Genomic DNA, 18,220 nt, shown 5'->3' on the forward strand with positions numbered 1-18,220 from the left:
CCGACTTGCAAGTGTGTATGCGACTGTGAGCTTAGATCAGGGTTCCTTATCTGCATGGAGGATCCCATACTTCAATGGTTCCCACGTCGACTGAATACCTATGTTGAAAACCCTGGCGGTGGCCAATTACCGCTCGATCAATAAATTGGTGGTGCCCCTGGACCGGCTGAACCTGGTCACCGGCCCCAATGGCAGCGGCAAGTCCAACCTGTATCGCGCCTTGCGCCTGCTGGCGGAAACCGCCCAAGGCGGCGTCATCAATGCGCTGGCCCGTGAAGGCGGGCTGGATTCAACCTTCTGGGCCGGGCCGGAAACCATCAGCCGGCGCATGCGCAACGGCGAGGTGCCGGTGGAGCCTACCGTACGCCAACGCGTGAAACGCTTACGCCTTGGGTTCGCCGGGGAAGATTTCAGTTATGCAATTTCCCTTGGGCTGCCGGAAACGACCTCGTCGTACTTTTCACTCGACCCAGAAGTGAAAAAGGAATGCATCTGGGCCGGCCACATTTATCGCCCCGCCAGCCTTTTGGTGCAACGCTGCGGACCGATGGTTCGGGCCCGAGACGGGCGCACCTGGGATGTCGTGGCCCAGCACACGCCCAATTACCACAGCCTGTTCGATCAGGTGGGCAGCCTGCGCGGCTCGCCGGAGGTGTTGCTGCTGCGCGAAAGCATTCGTGGCTGGCGCTTTTATGATCACTTTCGCAGCGACGTGGACGCGCCCGTTCGCCAACCGCAACTGGGCACGCGTACCCCGGTGTTGCATCACGACGGGCGCGATTTGGCGGCGGCATTGCAGACCATCCGCGAGATCGGCGACCCCGAGGCGTTGCAGCGCGCGGTCAGCGATGCATTCCCCGGCGCACGCCTGAACATCCAGCCGCTGCAGGGCGGGCGCTTTGCGATTGAGTTTTATCAGGAAGGCTTGCTGCGGCCATTGTCGGCGGCCGAGCTGTCGGACGGCACCTTGCGTTACCTGCTGTTGATCGCGGCGCTGCTCACGCCACGGCCGCCGACCATGATGGTACTGAACGAGCCGGAAACCAGCCTGCACCCGGATTTGCTGCCGGCGCTGGCGCGTTTGATTATCCAGGCATCCCAGCATTGCCAGGTGTGGGTGGTGTCGCATGCCAGCCGGTTGATTGCGGCGTTGCAGCAGGATGAAGGGTGTAATTCGATTGTGTTGGAGAAGGTGATGGGCGAGACACGGATTGTGGGGCAAGGGATGTTGGATGCGCCGGCGTGGCATTGGCCGGAATAAGTGGTGATTGCACGGGCCCCTTCGCGGGCAAGCCCGCTCCCACATTAGCCTGCATTCCAAGGTTGGAACTCGGTCATAGGTGGGAGCTGGCTTGCCTGCGATAGCGGTAGAACGTGGCATTGCCGGAATAAGTGGTGATTGCACCGGCCTCTTTCGCGGGCAAGCCCGCTCCCACATTAGCCTGTATTCCAAGGTTGGAACTCGGTCAAAGGTGGGAGCTGGCTTGCCTGCGATAGCGGTAGAACGTGGCATTGGTCGGAATAAGTGGTGATTGCACCGGCCTCTTCGCGGGCAAGCCCGCTCCCACATTAGCCTGCATTCCAAGGTTGGAACTCGGTCAAAGGTGGGAGCTGGCTTGCCTGCGATAGGGGTAGAAGGTGGCATTGGCCGGAGTAGGTGCAGTGGCTGCACCGGCCTCTTCGCGGGCAAGCCCGCTCCCACATTAGCCTGCATTCCAGGGTTGGAACTCGGTCAAAGGTGGGAGCTGGCTTGCCTGCGATAGCGGTAGAACGTGGCATTGGCCGGAGTAGGTGCAGTGACTGCACCGGCCTTTTCGCGGGCAAGCCCGCTCCCACATTAGCCTGCATTCCAGGGTTGGAACTCGGTCAAAGGTGGGAGCTGGCTTGCCTGCGATAGGGGTTAGAAGGTGGCATTGGCCGGAGTAGGTGCAGTGATTGCACCGGCCTCTTCGCGGGCAAGCCCGCTCCCACATTAGCCTGCATTCCAGGGTTGGAACTCGGTCATAGGTGGCAGCGGGCTTGCCTGCGATAGGGGTAGAAGGTGGCATTGGCCGGAGTAGGTGCGGTGACTGCACTGGCCTCTTCGCGGGCAAGCCCGCTCCCACATTAGCCTGCATTCCAGGGTTGGAACTCGGTCAAAGGTGGGAGCTGGCTTGCCTGCGATAGCGGTAGAAGTTGGCATTGGCCGGAGTAGGTGCAGTGACTGCACCGGCCCCTTCGCGGGCAAGCCCGCTCCCACATTAGCCTGCATTCCAAGGTGGGAACTCGGTCAAAGGTGGGAGCTGGCTTGCCTGCGATAGCGGTGTGACAGTCAGCGCGGGATCAACCCTGCCACTTACCGCCCTCAACAATCACACTCTCAGGCTTGGTATCATCGCTCAGCTCTTTACGCACATATTGGTCGTACAGCTTGAGCAGGAACTTCTCCTCACCCAACTTCGCCAACTCGGTATTCACCCAGTCGCGCAGTTCGATGTTGCCCTTCTTCACGGCTGGCGCAATCGGTGCTTCATCACCGAGTTTCTCTTCCAGCACGCGGTAGCCCGGGTTCTGCTTGGCCCAGCTGAACAGCACCAGGTTGTCTTGCGCGTACGCATCGCCACGCCCGGCCGACAGCGCCTGCAGCGATTCGGAGTTTTTCTCGAACTTGAGCAGCTTCCAGTCCGGGTGGTTTTTGGTCAGCCAGATATCGGCAGTGGTGCCGGTGGTGACGATGGTGGTGCGGGTGGCCAGGTCATCCAGGCTTTTCACCGAGCTGTCCTGCGGCACCAAAGCCTGTACCGCCACTTTCAGGTTGGGATTGGTGAAGTCCACCGCTTCCTTGCGCTCCGGCGTTACGGTCATGTTGGCAAGGATCAGGTCGACCTTGTCGCTCTGCAGGAACGGAATACGGCTGGCCGGTTCGACGGCGACGAATTCCACCTTGTTTTCATCGCCCAACAGGTCCTTGGCGAATTGGCGGCCGATATCGGTATCGAAGCCGACGTAGCGACCGGCTTCGTTCACAAAACCGAACGGCGGTTTGTCGGTGAATACGCCGACGATCAGCTTGTCCCGCGCTTTGATCTTGTCGATGTAGCTGGCAGCAGCGACGGGTTTGGCAGGCTCTTCGGCCTTTTTATCGCAGCCGGCCAGTAAGGCGACGGCAAACAGTGGCAGCAGTAGTTTTTTCATATCAGCTCCAATTCCTTGGTTTTCTTGGGCAGTGTTGAAACAAAGGAGAACTTCTCCAGGAACTGCTGCGCGCGTGCGGTTTGCGGGTTCGTAAAGAATTCTTCGGGGGTGTTGTGCTCAAGGATGCGACCGGCCTCCATGAACACCACGCGGTCGGCGACGGCGCGGGCGAAGGCCATTTCATGGGTGACGATCAACAAGGTCATGCCGTCGCGGGCCAGACCTTGAATCACTTCCAGCACTTCCTTGACCATTTCCGGGTCGAGGGCGGCGGTGACTTCGTCAAACAGCATCACTTGCGGGTTCATGCACAGCGAACGGACGATGGCGATGCGTTGCTGCTGACCACCGGACAGCTGGCGTGGGAAGGCGTCGCGCTTGTCGGCCAGGCCAACGCGTTCGAGCAATTTTTCCGCTTGGGCACGGGCTTCGCGAGGCGTGCGTTTTTGCACTTTCAGCGGGCCGAGCAGAATGTTGTCGAGCACGCTCATGTGCGGGAACAGGTGGTAACTCTGGAACACCATGCCCACGTCCTGGCGCACCTGGCGCCAATCGGTATTTTTGTCCAGCAGCTCTTTGCCGGCAAAACGCAGGCTGCCGCTGTGCGCCACTTCCAGGCCGTTGAGGCAGCGCAGCAAGGTGCTTTTGCCGCAGCCGCTGGGGCCGAGGATCACCATCACCTCGCCGCTTTGCACGCTCAGGTCGATGCCCTTGAGCACCTGCTGCTCGCCGAAGAATTTGTTGAAAGCCTGGAACTCGATCAATGCGCTCATGCTTGGGCCCAGCGCCGTTCCAGCACCTTGGAGGCGGCTGACAACGGGTAGCAGATAAAGAAGAAAAACAGGAACAGCACGCCGTAGATCAGTACTGACTCATAGGTGCGTTCGATGATTTGCTGGCCAACCTTGATTACGTCCACCACGCCGATCAGCACCGCCAGTGAGCTGGTCTTGATGATGCGCGTGTAGACGTTGATGGTTGGCGGCGTCATGCGCTTGAGGGCCTGGGGCAGCAGCACGTAGCCGTACAGCTGCGGGTCGGACAGGCCAATCGACAACCCGGCCTCGCGCTGGCCACGCGGCAGCGAATGCAGCGCGCCACGGACCACTTCACCGACCTCGCTGGCGCCCCACAATGACAGCACCAGCACCGCGCACCAGAAGCTCGGAATGCTCAGGCCGAAGAAAATCGGCAGGCCGAAAAACAGCAGGTACAACCACACCAGCACCGGGATCGCGCGAAACAGCTCCAGGTACACCCGCAGCACCGCGTTGATCAGCGTGTTATTGAGCGTGCGCAGCACGCCGTACAGCACGCCGCCGACGGTGCTGAAGGCAATGCTCAAAAATGAAATCGACAGCGTTTGCGCAGCGCCCTTGCCCAGTTGCGGCAACGACACCCACAACAACTCAAGACCCGAACTGGCCATGCTGGAGCCTCCTTTCCAGGCGGCTGAGCAGCAGCGACAGCGGCAAAAACAACAGCACGCAGATCAGCGTCAGCACGGCGAGCATTTCGTAGGTTTTGTAGTAGAGCGCGATGTAGCTCTTGGTGGTGTAGAGAATCTCCGGCACCGCCACGGCCGACACCACCGTGGTCTCCTTGAGCAGAAAGATGAAATTGGCGAACAGCGCCGGCAGGCTGAGGATGCCGGCCTGAGGCAGGATCACATGGCGCAGCAGCTGCCAGTCGGACAGGCCGATGGACTTGCCCGACTCGATCTGCGCCAGCGGCACTGCCTCCACACCGGCGCGCAGCACTTCGGTGAGGTAGGCGCCGCCGAGGAAGGTCATGGTGATGATCGCCGCCCAGAACCCGGAGATATTGAACCCCAGCGCCGGCAAGGCGAAGTACACAAAAAACAGTTGGATCAGCAGCGGCGTGTTGCGCGCCAGCTCCACATACAGCGCCACCAGGCGCGACAGGTACGGCGTGCGAAACACCAGCAGCGCGGCGTTGATCAGTGCCACCAGCAACGAGGTGGCAATGGCGATCAGGCCCACTTGCAGCGTCACCCCAACGGCGCTGAGAAACGCCGGCAAGGTGCTGAGGATAAAAGCGAAATCGAAGGTCATCTTGAGTCCATGACGCCGCAAGGGTAATGCAGCGGGCGCAGTCCGGTCCGGCGTGGGTAACGCCGGGTAGCGCGAACTTTAAAGGTATAAAAAGCAAAATTTAAATACCCAAATAGCATATTGATATCACCCAAAAAGATAACCGCCGGATTCGCGGGTTGTCCGGGTGACGGCTAGGGTTGGGGGGTCTGAGATTCGAGGGATTGAACCATGAACGAAGTGAAACCGATTGATCCGCAGGAGCTGGTGAAGTGGTTGATGGCGTTGCGCCGGGCGATCAATACACAAAACAGGTAAGCCTGCGCCAATCAAATGTGGGAGGGGGCTTGCCCCCTCCCACATTTGATTGGCATTCCAAACTTCAGGCATAAAAAACGCCGACGCTAAGTGAGCCGTCGGCGTTCAAACCTTGAAGGGGGTTTTGTTTACATCAGAACGCAGGCACTACCGCGCCTTTGTACTTGGAATCGATGAACGCTTTGACTTCAGGGCTGGTCAGGGCCTTGGCCAGCTTCTGGATAGCGTCGCTGTCCTTGTTGTCCGGGCGTGCCACCAGGAAGTTCACGTACGGCGACTTGGCGTCTTCGATGATCAGTGCGTCTTTGGCTGGGTTCAGGCCAGCTTCCAGCGCGTAGTTGGTGTTGATCAAGTCCAGGTCAACCTGGTCCAGCACGCGTGGCAGCAGCGCCGATTCCAGCTCTTTGAATTTCAGGTGTTTCGGGTTGCTGGCGATGTCTTTCGGCGTGGCCAGGGCGTTGCTTGGGTCTTTGAGGGTGATCACACCGGCTTTCTGCAGCAGCAACAGGGCGCGGCCACTGTTGGAGCCTTCGTTCGGGATGGCCACGGTGGCGCCGTCCTTCAACTCAGAAATGTTCTTGATCTTTTTCGAGTAACCGCCGAAAGGCTCAACGTGCACACCGATCACAGTGACCAGGTTGGTGCCCTTGCCCTTGTTGAAGTTTTCCAGGTACGGCAGGGTCTGGAAGTAGTTGGCGTCCAGACGCTTCTCGGCCACTTGCACGTTAGGTTGCACGTAGTCGGTGAATACTTTGATCTCCAGGTCCACGCCTTCTTTGGCCAGGGTCGGTTTGACCAGCTCAAGGATCTCGGCGTGCGGGATCGGCGTGGCGGCAACCACCAGTTTTTCGTTGGCCTGGGCGAAGCTTGCAGTCAGGGCAGCCGCCAGTGCGGTAAACAACAGAACCTTTTTCATGCAGTGTCCTTATCGAAATTCCGGGGCGTCTCTGACGACCGTTTTTATGGTGTGCCAGCGAAGTGCTATCGCGGCGTGGAGTGGACAATACCTAGATTTTTTATTCCCGAACAATATCTTTTATTCACTTTGATATTCCATTTTGCTCATGTAGCTGCTGTTCATTTAGAAAGCCGAGCAAGGTTTGCCGCTCGGCGGCGCTGGCACTCGCGAAGATCCGCTGCACCTGTTCCAGTGGCGAGCCCGCCACCGGCAGGTTGAGATGTTCGGGCAAAATCTCATCACCACTGCTCACCAGCAACGCAAAGTGAATAACGTTTTCCAGCTCGCGGGTATTGCCCGGCCAGCTGTGGAGTTCCAACACACGCTGGGCGGCATCACTGATCAGCGGCACCGGCAGGTCCAGGCGCTGGCTGTAGATGCCGAGAAAATACTCGGCCAGGGACAGGATGTCGCCGACCCGCTCACGCAAAGCCGGCAGGTCGAGCCGGCCTTCACTCAAGTAATGGAACAGGCGCTCATGAAACTTGCCCGCCGCCACCGCCTGGGCCAGGTCGATGCTGGTCGCCGCCACCAGGCGCACATCCACCGGGCTGGGCTGGTGGGCGCCGACGCGGGTGACTTCGTGATTCTCCAGGGCAGCGAGCAATTTCACCTGGATCGGCAACGGCAAGTCGCCGATTTCATCCAGGTACAAGGTGCCGCCGTTGGCCGACCCGAACCACCCGGCCCGGCTGCTCGCCGCGCCGCTGTGGCTGCCGGCCGCGTAGCCAAACAGTTCGGCATCGGCGTAAGTGGGGCTGATCGCGCCGCAGTTGACCGAGACAAACAACCCGGTGCGGTCGCTGCCACGGTGGATATGCCGCGCCAGCAGTTCCTTGCCGCTGCCGGTCTCACCGCGAATCAACACCGGCAAGGCGCGCGGCGCCAGGCTTTCCAGGTCTTCACGCAATTGGCGCGAGCGCGGGTCGACAAACACCAGGGCCTTGGCACGGATGCTCAGCGGGCTTTTTTCGGCGTCGGGGAAGGTCAGCAAGGGCTGGCCGTAGGTTTCATGCAGACTCATGGCAGGCTCCCGCCCCAAATCCACTCAGGGACGGGGCGTTGAAAAATGTTCAGGCAGTACGCCGGGCGTGGTGCTCAAGGCGATTTTGCAGGCGATAGAGGTAGGCGAAGCCCTGCTCCCAGCGCTGGTGGCCGGACTTCACATTGATATGGCCGGCGCCGGACAGAATCCCGGCCTCCGCGCCCCAATTGCGCGCCAGTTCCAGGGCCCGCGGGGCGCTGACGGCGCTGTCGTTGTCGGAGCTGACCACTTGGCTGGGAAACGGCAGCAGGTCGCTCGGGATCGGTGCGAAGTTGCGCAAGGCCGGTGAGCAGGCCGGGCGTTCGACATCCGCCGGAGCCACCAGCAAAGCACCGCGGACTTGACGCAGAAATTGCACCGGCGCAGTGGCGGCCCAATGCGCGACGGTGATGCAACCCAGGCTATGGGCGATCAGGATCACCGGCGTGCTGTCGGCGGCGATGGCCTCGGCGAGTGCGGCCACCCAGTCTTCGCGACGCGGCGTCAGCCAATCGGCCTGCTCCACCCGCGCGCTGTTGGGCAGGCTGTTCTGCCAATGGGTTTGCCAATGATCTTCTGGCGATCCTTGCCAGCCCGGCACGATCAGATAACGAATCGACTCGCTGTGCATGGGTGTGCCCTCCTGCAGCGTTTAACGTTGCTGACCAGTATAGGGACGGGGGTTATATTCGTTAAGGAATAAGAAGCTATTTATTAATAACCAAAAACTCAAAGACGAAAAGGATCAAAAGGTGGGAGCAGGCTGGCTCGCGAAGGCGGTATATCAGACAGCGCATCTGCTACTGACCCACCGTATTCGCGAGCAAGCCCGCTCCCACATAGACCTCATTTCGCATCGAGCTTCAGCGGAATTTCAGGCAAAAAAAAGGCCGCACCCTGCCAAGGAGACGGCCAAAAAATTGTCGAGGCATTTGAAACTAACGTGCAGTAATCACCGACAACTTGGTAATCCCCGCGCGTTCGATAGACGCCATGGCTCGCGCCACTTCGCCGTAGTTCACTCCATTATCAGCCTGCAGTTGCACCCGCACATCGGGGTCCTTGGCCTTGGCCGCCTGCAGGTTGAACTCCAGCAGGTCCGGCTGGATTTCGTCCTTGTTGATAAACAGTTTGCCGGCGCCGTCGATACTCACCACCAGTGGGTCTTTCTGCTCAACCGGCGCCACGGCTTCGGTCTTGGGCAGGTTGATCGGGATCGCGTTGGTCAACAGCGGCGCAGTGACGATAAACACCACCAGCAGCACCAGCATCACGTCCACCAGCGGCGTCACGTTGATCTCGCTCAGCACCTCGTCACTGTCTTGCGTGGAAAAGGCCATCTCAGGACGCCTCCTTCACTTTCTGCGGGTTGCCGGCTGCGTTCTTGGTCAGCGCAGGGTGCAACAGCACGCGGAAAGAGTTTTTCTGCGCCAGGCTGTAGAAGTCGTGGGCAAAGTCGTCAAGGTCAGCAGCCGTCAGCTTCAAACGACGCAGGAAATAGTTGTAGACCAGCACCGCCGGCACCGCGACGGCGATACCGACACCGGTGGCCACCAGCGCCGCACCAATCGGGCCGGCCACGGTTTCCAGGCTGGCGGAGCCGGCGGCGCTGATGCCTTTCAACGCTTCCATGATCCCCCACACGGTGCCGAACAGGCCGATAAACGGCGAGGTGCTGCCGATACTGGCGACCACGGCCAGGCCGGTTTCCAGCGAGCGACGCTCACGCACGATCTGCTGACGCAGGGCGCGTTCGAGGCGGTCCTGATGGTTGATGGCCTGGCTCAGGTCCGCAGCGTGCGGCGCGTCACCCACCTGAATCGCGGCATAACCGGCCTGGGCCACACGCGCTGCGGCGCCGGGCTGGGTGTCGGCCAGTTCGGCGGCCGAGTCGAGACTCGACGCCGCCCAGAACTGTTTGTGGAATTTGCGATCCTGGGCCTTGAGGCGACCGAACTGCACGCCCTTGAGCAAGGCGAAGCCCCAGGTGGCGACTGAAAAGGCCACCAGCAGCCAGATCACCGCGCTTTCGATGGATTCAAGTGGAGATGCTAATGCCATGATGTTTTCCCTCTGTGCAGGTCGCGACGTGTCCAACACACCGCTGCCGAATAGTTAGTGAATCTTGAAATCGATCGGTACGCTGACCCAGCCGTCCTGGGCCACATCGCCCTGCTTGGCCGGCACGAAGCTCCAACGCTTCACGGCGGTCAGTGCGGCGTCATCGAGTTGCTGACGGCCGCTGCTTTTCTGGATCTGGATCTCGCCCGGCTTGCCGCTGGCCAACACATGCACCCTGAGCAACACCGTGCCTTCCCATCCGCGACGCTGGGCCAGTGACGGGTACTCCGGCGCCGGGTTCTTCAGGTACGCGGCGTTTGCCGAAGCGGGTGTCACCGGCGCCGGCGACGGTGGTGCGGCTGGCGCGGGCGGTGCAGGTGGCGCCGGCGTCGGTGGCGCGGGCGGCTGCTCGACCGGTTTCGGTGCAGGCTTGGGCTCGGGCTTGGGCACCGGCTTGGGTTTAGGCTTGGGAATCGGTTTGGGCGGCGCCGGCTTGGCGGCCAATTCATCCACAACCGGCGGCGGTGGCTCGACCACAGGTGGCGGTGGCGGCACGGGCGGTGGTGGTTCAACCACCGGCGGCGCCGGCTGGGAAAATTCGATCGTCATCGGCGGGATTTCCGGCGGCACAATCGGCAACACCGGCGTCGGCTTCTGGCTCACCCAATAGATCACCGCGCCGTGCAGCGCCAACACCAGTAAGCCGAGCAGAAGCCCTTCGCGACGGCTCGAGAAGCGCTTCGGGGTTTTCTGCAAACGCAACTGTCCCAACGGCGCGCGATGCGGCCGGCCAAGGTCGACCAACTCACCACCCGGTGCCTGGCGCCATTGCGCCTCGGGTGCACTGGCGGCGGTCTGGACATTGCCCATTGATTCACTCCCTACGGTTTTCACACAAAAAAACCGACAGGCCTGCCTTGGCGGCCGTCGAGGGCTGAATCATCGGGGCCAGACGCTTATCTCTTAAAGTAATCTTTAAAGTTATACATAGATCTAAATTGAATAACAGAAACATCCTGAAATGCCAAAGCCACGGCCTGCGCGGCCTGTGGCGAAGGCGCGGTTTTTCGATGCATTTCAGGCATAAAAAATATTCAGTAAAGGCATCGAATGCGGCGGGTGGGCTTGCCCCGCGCGGGGTTGCGCAGCAGACCCACCGGGAAACAACGCGGTGTCAGGTAGATCGGTTGGGCAGGTTTTGAGGCGGCTACACAGCCCAACGCGGGGCAAGGCCGCTCGCCAGGAACATGGCGCTCAGCGACTGCTTTACGCTGGGCTATTGGCGCATAACGCGAGCAATTGACGTTGCAACGTCTGCCCGGCTGCGCCCAACCCGCTGCGGCCATATAACGCCAGGCGCACGCCTTGCACCGCGGGCAAACCACTGTCCTCGCCGAGCACCACGTGCCCCGGTTGCACTACCCGGCGTGGTAACAGGCTGATACCGAGCCCCGCCGCCACTGCCGAACACACACTGGCCAGGCCGGCGCTGGAATAGCCGATGCGCCAGCGCCAGCCGCCCACTTCCAGGTGATGCAGCATTTCATTGCGGTACAACCCACCCACCGGAAACGCCACCAAGGGCAACGGGTCGCGGCCCAGTGACGGCATGCTGCGGCTGTCGACCCAGCACAGGGGCTCCGGCCACGACGCCAGGCAGTCGTCGCTGTCACCCATTTGCTTGACCAGCAACACGTCGAACTCACCTGCACGGTATTGACGCTGCAGCTCCGGGCCGAGGCCGCTGGTGACTTCCAGGCGCACGCGCGGGTAGGCCACCACAAACGACGACAGCAACGGCATCAGCCGTTCAGCGGCAAAGTCCTCTGGCACCCCCAGGCGCAGCACGCCGTCGCTTTGCTGAGTGATCAGCACGTCGGCAGCCTCTTCATGCAGCGCGAGGATGCGCCGCGCGTACGCCAGCAAGCGCTCACCCTCGGCGGTGGCCACCACGCGGCGTTGATCGCGGTCGAGCAACTGGCACGCCACGGCCTCTTCCAGGCGGCGGATCTGCTGGCTCACGGTGGACTGGGTCACGTGCAGGCGCTCGGCGGCGCGGGTGAAATTGCCGCAATCCACCACGGCGACAAAACTGCGTAACAACACGGGGTCGAACATGGCGCTTCACCATTGCGTTTGCCACTGATTGGCATGGTTATATTTAATTTCAGAATACCTTGCGAGCTGCCCATACTTCCCGCCTCTTTTGCACACTGAAAAGGTCCTGCATGCCGCTCAACCCTTCATTCATGAGCAGACTCGCCGGTTGGGGCCTGCTGGTAGTGCTTGGCCTGAACCTACGGCCGATCCTCAGTTCCATCAGCCCGTTGCTCGGCGAGATTCGCCAGGCCACGGGCCTGAGTTTCCAGAGCAGCGCCCTGCTCACCAGCCTGCCGGTGGTGTGCATGGGCCTGGTGGCGCTGGTCGGCGTGCGCGTCGAGGCGCGACTGGGCGAGCGGCGCGGTATTGCCCTGGGCTTGATGATGATTCTGCTGGCGTGCCTGGCGCGCTGGTTGATGGGCCAGGCGTCGGCGTTACTGGTCACAGCCTTGCTCGGCGGCGCCGGTGTGGCGCTGATCCAGGCGTTGGTACCGGCGATGATCAAGCGGGAATTTCAGCACCGTGTGCCGGTGGCGATGGGCGTGTATTCGGCCTCGTTGATGGCCGGTGGCGGGCTGGCCGCGCTGCTCAGCCCGGTGGTGGCTACGCACTTCCAGCAATGGCAGGCGGGGTTGGGCGTGTGGCTGCTGCCGGCGCTGGGGGCGTTGCTGTTGTGGGCGTGGTTGCCTTTGGGTGCGCCGCGCAATCCTCACATGGCCCCCACGTTCAAAGGCCTGCGCAATCGTCGCGCGTGGCTGCTGGCGCTGTATTTCGGTTTGGTGAACTGCGGCTACATGAGCATGGTGGCGTGGCTGCCTGCGTACTATCAGCAACTGGGCTGGGGCGTGTTGCCGAGCGGTTCGCTGCTGGCCTTCATGACCATCTTCCAGGTGATCGCCGCGCTGTTGATGCCGGTGCTGGCGCAACGCGGAGTCGACCGTCGTCCGCTGCTGGGCATCAGCCTGTTGGCGCAAACCATCGGCTACCTCGGCCTGATCATCGCGCCGCTGGACTATCCGCACCTGTGGGTGGCGCTGTGCGGCTTCGGCCTGGGCGCGTGTTTCGCCCTGAGCCTGCTGTTGACCCTCGACCATCACCGCGACCCACGCCAAGCCGGGCAACTGGCCGCCTTCGTACAAGGCGTGGGCTTTCTGATCAACGCGATTTCACCGTGGCTGACCGGCTGGCTGCGCCAACTCACCGGCGCCTTTGTCAGCGCCTGGGTGGTGCTGACGGTGACCGCGGTGGCGATGCTGCTGGTGACACGGGTGTTCAGCCCGGCCACCTATCGCAGCGCATCAGAAGTCGTAGCGCCCGGTCACGCCTAACGTGCGCGGTGTGCCCAGCAGACCTTCGTAGCCGCCGTTGCCGCCGGTCCACAGGGTGGTGTAGTAGGTTTTGTCGAAGGCGTTTTTCAGCCACAACGACACGTCCCACTGCCCTTGCTGATAGTTGCCGCGCAGGCCGGTGGAGAGGTTCACCACGGCGTAGGCGGGGATTTGCCCGTAGTCGGAATCCTCGACGGTGCCCACTGCTTTGGAGCGGAATGCGTAGCTGGCAGTCACGTAGGGTTCGAAGCCGTTATCCAGGTTCCACTTGTACTCACCGTTGGCGTTGGCGATCCACTTGGACGCGCCGACCACCTGGTGGCCCGTCAGGTCGCAGGACGCCGGCGCACCGGGGCGCAGGCTGACTTCCGGTGGGCACGGCGCATCCTTGTAAGACAGGTAACTCACATCGTTGAACGAGCCGTTGAGGTTCAGCGTCAGGCCCTTGAGCGGCACCAGCGTGCTTTCCACTTCAACCCCGCGCGAGCGCACGAAGCCAGCGTTGGTGAGGTACTGCACGCGGTTGTCCTGGTCGTAGGCGTTGGTCTGGTAGCCGTTGACCTGGGTCCAGAACAGGTTGGCATTGAGCTGCAGGCGGCGGTCCCACAGCGTGCTCTTGAAGCCCAGCTCGGCGTTGTTGGCGCGCTCGGTGCCGATCAACAGTGAGTCGGCCCCGGCGGTCGGCGCGGAGCCCACGGCCAGGTTGACCCCACCGGACTTCTCGCCATGAGACAAGGTCGCGTAGCCCAGCAGGTTCTCATTGAAGTGATAGCTGAGGTTCAGCAGCCCAGAAGGCGATGCGCTGTACTGGCTGAGGTCGCCCGAGTCGTACACCCCGGCACGCCCGCGCCGCGCCGTGGCTGCCGCGCCGGTCACCGCCGCGCCCCCCACTGGCGCATTGCGCGTGACCCAGGCACTTTTCTCTTCATAGGTGCCGCGCAGGCCGGCCGTGAAATCCAGGCGCTCGGTGAGGTGCCAGGTGCCTTGAGCGAACAGGGCAAAACTGTCGGTGCGGATATGCCCGTTGCCGACGCTGCTCACATTGTTCAACGCGCCGGTTGGCGTGCCGTTCCAGATATCCGCCTTGGGCCCGTAGTAGGCAAAGGATTTGTTATCCAGCGAATTGCCGAAGTAATAAGCGCCCAGCACGTAGTCGAAGAAGCCACCGGTAGGCGAGGCCAGGCGGAACTCCTGGGACCACTGTTTATCTTCCACCGACACCCCGGCGTTATACGCCGCCGGGACATTGAGGCCGTCATCGTTGCGCGGGGTGAAATTCCACCAGCGATACGAGCTGACCGAGGTCAGGGTGAAGTCGCTGGGCAGGGTCCAGTTGGCCTCCACAGACGTGCCGCCCTGGAACACGGTGACGTGCTGGTCGTTGTCCAGATTGACCTTGCGGTGAGTGCCATCCACCAGTGTCGCTCCCGCCGCCGTTGCCCGCGATTGATACAGGTTGGTGCCATTGATGGTCGGCCCGGTGCTGTACAGCACGCGGGTGCCGGCGCTGGAATCTTCCTCGTTGTAGTCGCCGATCCAGCGCAGGTTGAATGTCTCGCTGGGCTTGTACAGCAGCTGCCCGCGAAAGCCCTGGCGTGAGCCGCCGTTGAGGTCGTGGCCGTTGTATTCGTTCTTGATGTCGCCGTCGCTGCGCGTGCGATAAGCCGAAAAACGCCCGGCGAGGTTATCGGTGAGCGGGCCGGAAATAGTGCCCTTGGTCTGGAAATAACCGTCCTCGCCCAACGAGGTTTCGATGCTGCGTTCCGGGGTAAAACTTGGCGCGCGGGTGCTGATGTTGATCACGCCTGCGGTGGTGTTTTTGCCGAACAGCGTGCCTTGCGGGCCACGCAACACTTCAAGCTGTTCGATGTCCATCAAATCGAACACCGCCATGCCCGGTCGGCCGAGGTACACGTTGTCGATGTACAGCCCCACGCTGCCTTCCAGGCCGTCGCTGGCCGGGTTGTTGCCCAAGCCGCGAATCGACACGCTGGACTGGCGCGCATGCATGTAGGCAACGTTGACGCTGGGCACCAGTTGCTGCAAATCCTGAATCCGATAGACCCGCTGACTCTCCAGCGCCTGGCCGCCAATCACGCTCATGGGCGTGGGCACTTCCTGGGCGCTTTCGGTGCGCCGACGCGCGGTCACCGTGACCGTCTCAAGCTGGCCGCTGGCGTTTTCGCCCTTGCTTTCCGGCGCGGGCGTTTCGGCGGCCTGGGTTGGCGACCAACTGGTGCTGCCGGCCAGTAACATGGCCATCGGCAAGGACTTCAACAGACTCATAAGCGGCTCCGGACCCCGGAAATATCCCTTATCGAATATTCCATTAGGTTATTTATTTATGTTTTTACGAACATTTACTGCATAAGAGATAGCCTTTATAAGGAGTCGACCTAATGCATAGCCAATGCATTTCCCGGATATTTTTGATGTGAAAAATGCATATCGATCTGCGCCAACTTCGCCACTTCATCGCCCTCGCTGAACAGCGCAGTTTTGTCGCGGCAGCGTTGGCCGTGAACCTCTCGCAGTCGGCCTTCAGCCGCAGTATCCAGGCGCTGGAACACAGCGCCGGGTGCCAACTTGTGGACCGTGGCCGCAAGGACCTGGCGCCCACCAAGCAAGGCCAGGTGCTGCTCGAACATGCGCGTCGGCTGGTCAGCGGCGCGCAGCAACTGGCCAACGAGATCAGCCAGTTCAATGGCCTTGAGGCCGGTGAATTGCGCTTCGGCTGCGGCCCGGCACCGGCGGCCGGGTTGATCCCGCGCGCCATCGGCAGTTTTATCGGGCGTTACCCCAAGGCGCGCGTGCAGTTCCAGGTGGATGACTGGCAAAGCCTGAGCAAGCGCCTGCTCAGCGAAGAGTTCGAATTTTTCGTCGCCGATACCCGCCACTTCGAAGCCAACCCGGACTATCACACCCACCGCCTGCGCGCGCGGCGCTGGTATTTCTGCTGCCGTGCCGGGCACCCGTTGGCCACGCGCAGCAGCGTGAGCGCCGCCGAGCTGATGAGCTATCCACTGGCCGTGACCCTCCGCCCGCCGAACCTGCGCAAGGTCATTGTCGACCTCAGCGGCCGGCCGGATTACCTGCCCAATGTGGAATGCGAAAACGGCTACAGCCTGATGGGCGTGGTGCTGCGTTCGGACGCCATCGGCATCGTCAGCGCCAACAGCGACGTGCTGCACATGGCGCGGGGCGAGTTGGTGTGTTTGACCATTGATGGGCTGGCAGAAGACCTGGAGGAGCGTTACACCCGCTATGGCATTGTCAGCCGCGCGGGGTATCGATTGTCGCCGCTGGCCGAAGCGATGATCGAGCAGATCAAGCAGATTGATGAGTTGGATGAGGATGTGTGTGCATTGGAGAATGTCGCTGTTTGAGTAGACGCCTTCGCGAGCAAGCCCGCTCCCACAGTTGAACGCATTTCAAATGTGGGAGCGGGCTTGCTCGCGAAGGCGTCAGCAGTAGCACCCATGCATTCGCTGCATAAAACCCAGTCCTCAAATGCACTTGCCAGTGCCCCTGCGAACAGCGAAAACCGTCACCTTTGTTTTGTTCGGTGAAGCCCCATGTCCCAACCCAACCCCGTGCGCAACGTGCTCTACATCATGTGCGACCAACTGCGCCGCGATTACCTGTCGTGCTACGGCCATGCGCATTTGCACACGCCGAATATCGACCGCCTCGCCGCTGCCGGCGTGCGCTTCAGCCGGGCCTACACCCAGGGCACCATTTGTGGGCCGTCGCGAATGTCAGCCTACACCGGGCGCTATGTCAGCAGCCATCAGGTGGCGTGGAACGCGGTGCCGCTGCCGCTGGAAGAGCTGACGATTGGCGATTACCTGCGCCCCCATGGCATCCGCACCGCCCTGGTCGGCAAGACCCACGCCACGCCGAATCTGGACGCCCTGCAACGTCTGAATATCGACCCCGACAGCGCGCAGGCCGAGCCGCTGAATGAGGTCGGGTTTGACGCGTACATGCGCCACGACGGCATTTACCCTGACAGCCCACTGTTCGAGGACAAACGCGAGTCCGCGCCGTACACCCATTACCTGCGTGAACAAGGCTACGACGGCAGCAACCCGTGGCATGAATGGGCCAATGCCGCCGCCGGTGAAAACGGTGAAATCCTCAGCGGCTGGCACATGCGTCACTCAGGCAAGCCTGCGCGCGTGGCGCAGGAGCATTCGGAAACGGTCTACACCACCGACCGCGCCATCGATTTTATCGCCGAACAAGGCGAGCAGCCGTGGTGCCTGCACCTGTCCTACATCAAGCCGCACTGGCCCTATATCGCTGCGGCGCCATACCACGCGCTGTATGGCGCCGAGCATGTCCAGGCGCCCATTCAACCGGAACACACCAGCGATCACCCGGTTTACCACGCCTTCCGCCAGCACCAGGAGAGCCTGAATTTCTCCCGTGATGAGGTGCGGTTGACGGTGATTCCGACCTACATGGGGCTGATCAAACAGGTCGACGATCAACTCGGGCGGCTGTTCGATTTTCTGCAAAGCAACGGCCGTTGGGACGACACGCTGATCGTGTTCACCAGCGATCACGGCGACTTTCTCGGCGACCACTTCCTCGGTGAAAAGGAGTTCTTGCTGGAGCCTGCGGTGGGCGTCCCGTTGATCGTGCGCGACCCGCGCGCCAGCGCCGACATCAGCCGTGGTTCAGTGGACGCACGCCTGGTGGAAACCATCGACGCCCTGCCGACCTTCCTCGACGCCCTGGGTTTGCCGGCGGCTGACCACCGCCTGGAGGGCCGTTCGCTGATCCCGCTGCTGCACGGCAAAGACATCACTTGGCGCAACTACGCCATCGCCGAATACGACTATGCGTTCCAGGCCCCGGCCCGCGAGCGTCTGGAACAGCCCATCGACCGTTGCCGCATGACCATGGTGCGCAGCGAGCGCTGGAAGTACCTGGCGTATGACGGCTTTCGCCCACAGCTGTTTGATCTTCACAATGACCCGCAGGAATTACACGACCTGGGTGCCGATCCGGCCTATGCGGCGGTGCGCGAAACGCACCTGGGCTATCTGTTCGAGTGGCTGCGCGGGTTAAAGCGGCGCACCACTATCAGCCACGCGGAGATTGATCAGCGTGGCCAACGGTTTCGGTATGGTGAGCCGGAGGCGGAAAAAGTGGTGCAGATAGGCGTCTGGTAAACACCACACACCAATGTGGG

Annotated in this window: 16 protein-coding genes; 4 read left to right on the forward strand and 12 right to left on the reverse strand. The window is 61.6% G+C overall.

The window, feature by feature from the left end:
* Positions 1–100: 100 nt before the first annotated feature.
* Entirely contained in the window at positions 101–1,261 is a 1,161-nt protein-coding gene (locus AC19YS_RS05670; protein WP_124416164.1) for an AAA family ATPase, read from the forward strand.
* A 1,061-nt stretch (positions 1,262–2,322) separates the two neighbouring features.
* On the opposite strand, the gene AC19YS_RS05675 is transcribed toward AC19YS_RS05670, so the two are convergent.
* From AC19YS_RS05675 to AC19YS_RS05725, 11 genes are all read right to left on the reverse strand, one after another.
* Entirely contained in the window at positions 2,323–3,174 is an 852-nt protein-coding gene (locus AC19YS_RS05675; RefSeq protein ID WP_200624243.1) for a transporter substrate-binding domain-containing protein, read from the reverse strand.
* Positions 3,171–3,947 carry an amino acid ABC transporter ATP-binding protein gene (locus tag AC19YS_RS05680; protein ID WP_500601144.1) on the reverse strand — a complete coding sequence of 259 codons (777 nt, stop codon included), beginning with the start codon at positions 3,945–3,947 and terminating at the stop codon, positions 3,171–3,173. Before AC19YS_RS05680 ends, AC19YS_RS05675 begins: the two co-directional genes overlap by 4 nt.
* Entirely contained in the window at positions 3,944–4,603 is a 660-nt protein-coding gene (locus tag AC19YS_RS05685) for an amino acid ABC transporter permease (protein ID WP_032884905.1), read from the reverse strand. The genes AC19YS_RS05680 and AC19YS_RS05685 overlap by 4 nt, the downstream gene beginning before the upstream one ends.
* Entirely contained in the window at positions 4,584–5,249 is a 666-nt protein-coding gene (locus tag AC19YS_RS05690) for an amino acid ABC transporter permease (RefSeq protein WP_106577379.1), read from the reverse strand. The genes AC19YS_RS05685 and AC19YS_RS05690 overlap by 20 nt, the downstream gene beginning before the upstream one ends.
* Positions 5,250–5,679: 430 nt before the next feature.
* On the reverse strand, positions 5,680–6,462 hold the full coding sequence (locus AC19YS_RS05695) for a MetQ/NlpA family ABC transporter substrate-binding protein (RefSeq protein WP_119738235.1): 783 nt from the start codon (positions 6,460–6,462) through the stop codon (positions 5,680–5,682).
* 124 nt (positions 6,463–6,586) lie between these two features.
* Positions 6,587–7,528 carry a sigma 54-interacting transcriptional regulator gene (locus AC19YS_RS05700; protein WP_106577377.1) on the reverse strand — a complete coding sequence of 314 codons (942 nt, stop codon included), beginning with the start codon at positions 7,526–7,528 and terminating at the stop codon, positions 6,587–6,589.
* Positions 7,529–7,577: 49 nt separating this feature from the next.
* On the reverse strand, positions 7,578–8,159 hold the full coding sequence (locus AC19YS_RS05705) for an alpha/beta hydrolase (RefSeq protein ID WP_500601146.1): 582 nt from the start codon (positions 8,157–8,159) through the stop codon (positions 7,578–7,580).
* Between the two features lie 307 nt (positions 8,160–8,466).
* Complete coding sequence (locus AC19YS_RS05710) at positions 8,467–8,868, reverse strand: ExbD/TolR family protein (protein ID WP_106577375.1); 402 nt, start codon at positions 8,866–8,868, stop codon at positions 8,467–8,469.
* A gap of 1 nt (position 8,869) precedes the next feature.
* Positions 8,870–9,592: a MotA/TolQ/ExbB proton channel family protein gene (locus AC19YS_RS05715; RefSeq protein ID WP_106577759.1), complete on the reverse strand. Its 723-nt coding sequence runs from the start codon at positions 9,590–9,592 to the stop codon at positions 8,870–8,872.
* Between the two features lie 51 nt (positions 9,593–9,643).
* Positions 9,644–10,459: an energy transducer TonB gene (locus AC19YS_RS05720; RefSeq protein ID WP_106577374.1), complete on the reverse strand. Its 816-nt coding sequence runs from the start codon at positions 10,457–10,459 to the stop codon at positions 9,644–9,646.
* A gap of 396 nt (positions 10,460–10,855) precedes the next feature.
* Positions 10,856–11,707, reverse strand: coding sequence for a LysR family transcriptional regulator (locus AC19YS_RS05725; RefSeq protein ID WP_472525724.1), 852 nt, complete (start codon positions 11,705–11,707; stop codon positions 10,856–10,858).
* Positions 11,708–11,817: 110 nt separating this feature from the next.
* Between AC19YS_RS05725 and AC19YS_RS05730 the strand changes: the two genes are divergently transcribed.
* Entirely contained in the window at positions 11,818–13,017 is a 1,200-nt protein-coding gene (locus tag AC19YS_RS05730) for a CynX/NimT family MFS transporter (RefSeq protein ID WP_500601148.1), read from the forward strand.
* Here AC19YS_RS05730 and AC19YS_RS05735 read toward each other — a convergent pair.
* Positions 12,988–15,279: a TonB-dependent receptor gene (locus AC19YS_RS05735; protein WP_500601220.1), complete on the reverse strand. Its 2,292-nt coding sequence runs from the start codon at positions 15,277–15,279 to the stop codon at positions 12,988–12,990. The two genes, AC19YS_RS05730 and AC19YS_RS05735, sit on opposite strands and share 30 nt — an antisense overlap.
* A gap of 179 nt (positions 15,280–15,458) precedes the next feature.
* On the opposite strand from AC19YS_RS05735, the gene AC19YS_RS05740 reads away from it, so the two are divergent.
* Positions 15,459–16,403 (forward strand): LysR family transcriptional regulator, encoded by a 945-nt coding sequence (locus AC19YS_RS05740; protein ID WP_124416156.1) that lies wholly within the window; start codon positions 15,459–15,461, stop codon positions 16,401–16,403.
* Between the two features lie 189 nt (positions 16,404–16,592).
* Positions 16,593–18,200 (forward strand): alkaline phosphatase family protein, encoded by a 1,608-nt coding sequence (locus tag AC19YS_RS05745; RefSeq protein WP_500601149.1) that lies wholly within the window; start codon positions 16,593–16,595, stop codon positions 18,198–18,200.
* Positions 18,201–18,220 lie beyond the last annotated feature (20 nt).

The organism is Pseudomonas sp. MF08831 (assembly GCF_059862645.1).

Coding starts and splice junctions, on each gene's coding strand:
- AC19YS_RS05735 (WP_500601220.1), bottom strand. CDS start 15,279: ATGGCCATGTTACTGGCCGGCAGCACCAGTTGGTCGCCAACCCAGGCC.
- AC19YS_RS05685 (WP_032884905.1), bottom strand. CDS start 4,603: ATGGCCAGTTCGGGTCTTGAGTTGTTGTGGGTGTCGTTGCCGCAACTG.
- AC19YS_RS05745 (WP_500601149.1), top strand. CDS start 16,593: ATGTCCCAACCCAACCCCGTGCGCAACGTGCTCTACATCATGTGCGAC.
- AC19YS_RS05705 (WP_500601146.1), bottom strand. CDS start 8,159: ATGCACAGCGAGTCGATTCGTTATCTGATCGTGCCGGGCTGGCAAGGA.
- AC19YS_RS05695 (WP_119738235.1), bottom strand. CDS start 6,462: ATGAAAAAGGTTCTGTTGTTTACCGCACTGGCGGCTGCCCTGACTGCA.
- AC19YS_RS05670 (WP_124416164.1), top strand. CDS start 101: ATGTTGAAAACCCTGGCGGTGGCCAATTACCGCTCGATCAATAAATTG.
- AC19YS_RS05730 (WP_500601148.1), top strand. CDS start 11,818: ATGCCGCTCAACCCTTCATTCATGAGCAGACTCGCCGGTTGGGGCCTG.
- AC19YS_RS05725 (WP_472525724.1), bottom strand. CDS start 11,707: ATGTTCGACCCCGTGTTGTTACGCAGTTTTGTCGCCGTGGTGGATTGC.
- AC19YS_RS05740 (WP_124416156.1), top strand. CDS start 15,459: ATGCATATCGATCTGCGCCAACTTCGCCACTTCATCGCCCTCGCTGAA.
- AC19YS_RS05690 (WP_106577379.1), bottom strand. CDS start 5,249: ATGACCTTCGATTTCGCTTTTATCCTCAGCACCTTGCCGGCGTTTCTC.
- AC19YS_RS05720 (WP_106577374.1), bottom strand. CDS start 10,459: ATGGGCAATGTCCAGACCGCCGCCAGTGCACCCGAGGCGCAATGGCGC.
- AC19YS_RS05680 (WP_500601144.1), bottom strand. CDS start 3,947: ATGAGCGCATTGATCGAGTTCCAGGCTTTCAACAAATTCTTCGGCGAG.
- AC19YS_RS05700 (WP_106577377.1), bottom strand. CDS start 7,528: ATGAGTCTGCATGAAACCTACGGCCAGCCCTTGCTGACCTTCCCCGAC.
- AC19YS_RS05675 (WP_200624243.1), bottom strand. CDS start 3,174: ATGAAAAAACTACTGCTGCCACTGTTTGCCGTCGCCTTACTGGCCGGC.
- AC19YS_RS05710 (WP_106577375.1), bottom strand. CDS start 8,868: ATGGCCTTTTCCACGCAAGACAGTGACGAGGTGCTGAGCGAGATCAAC.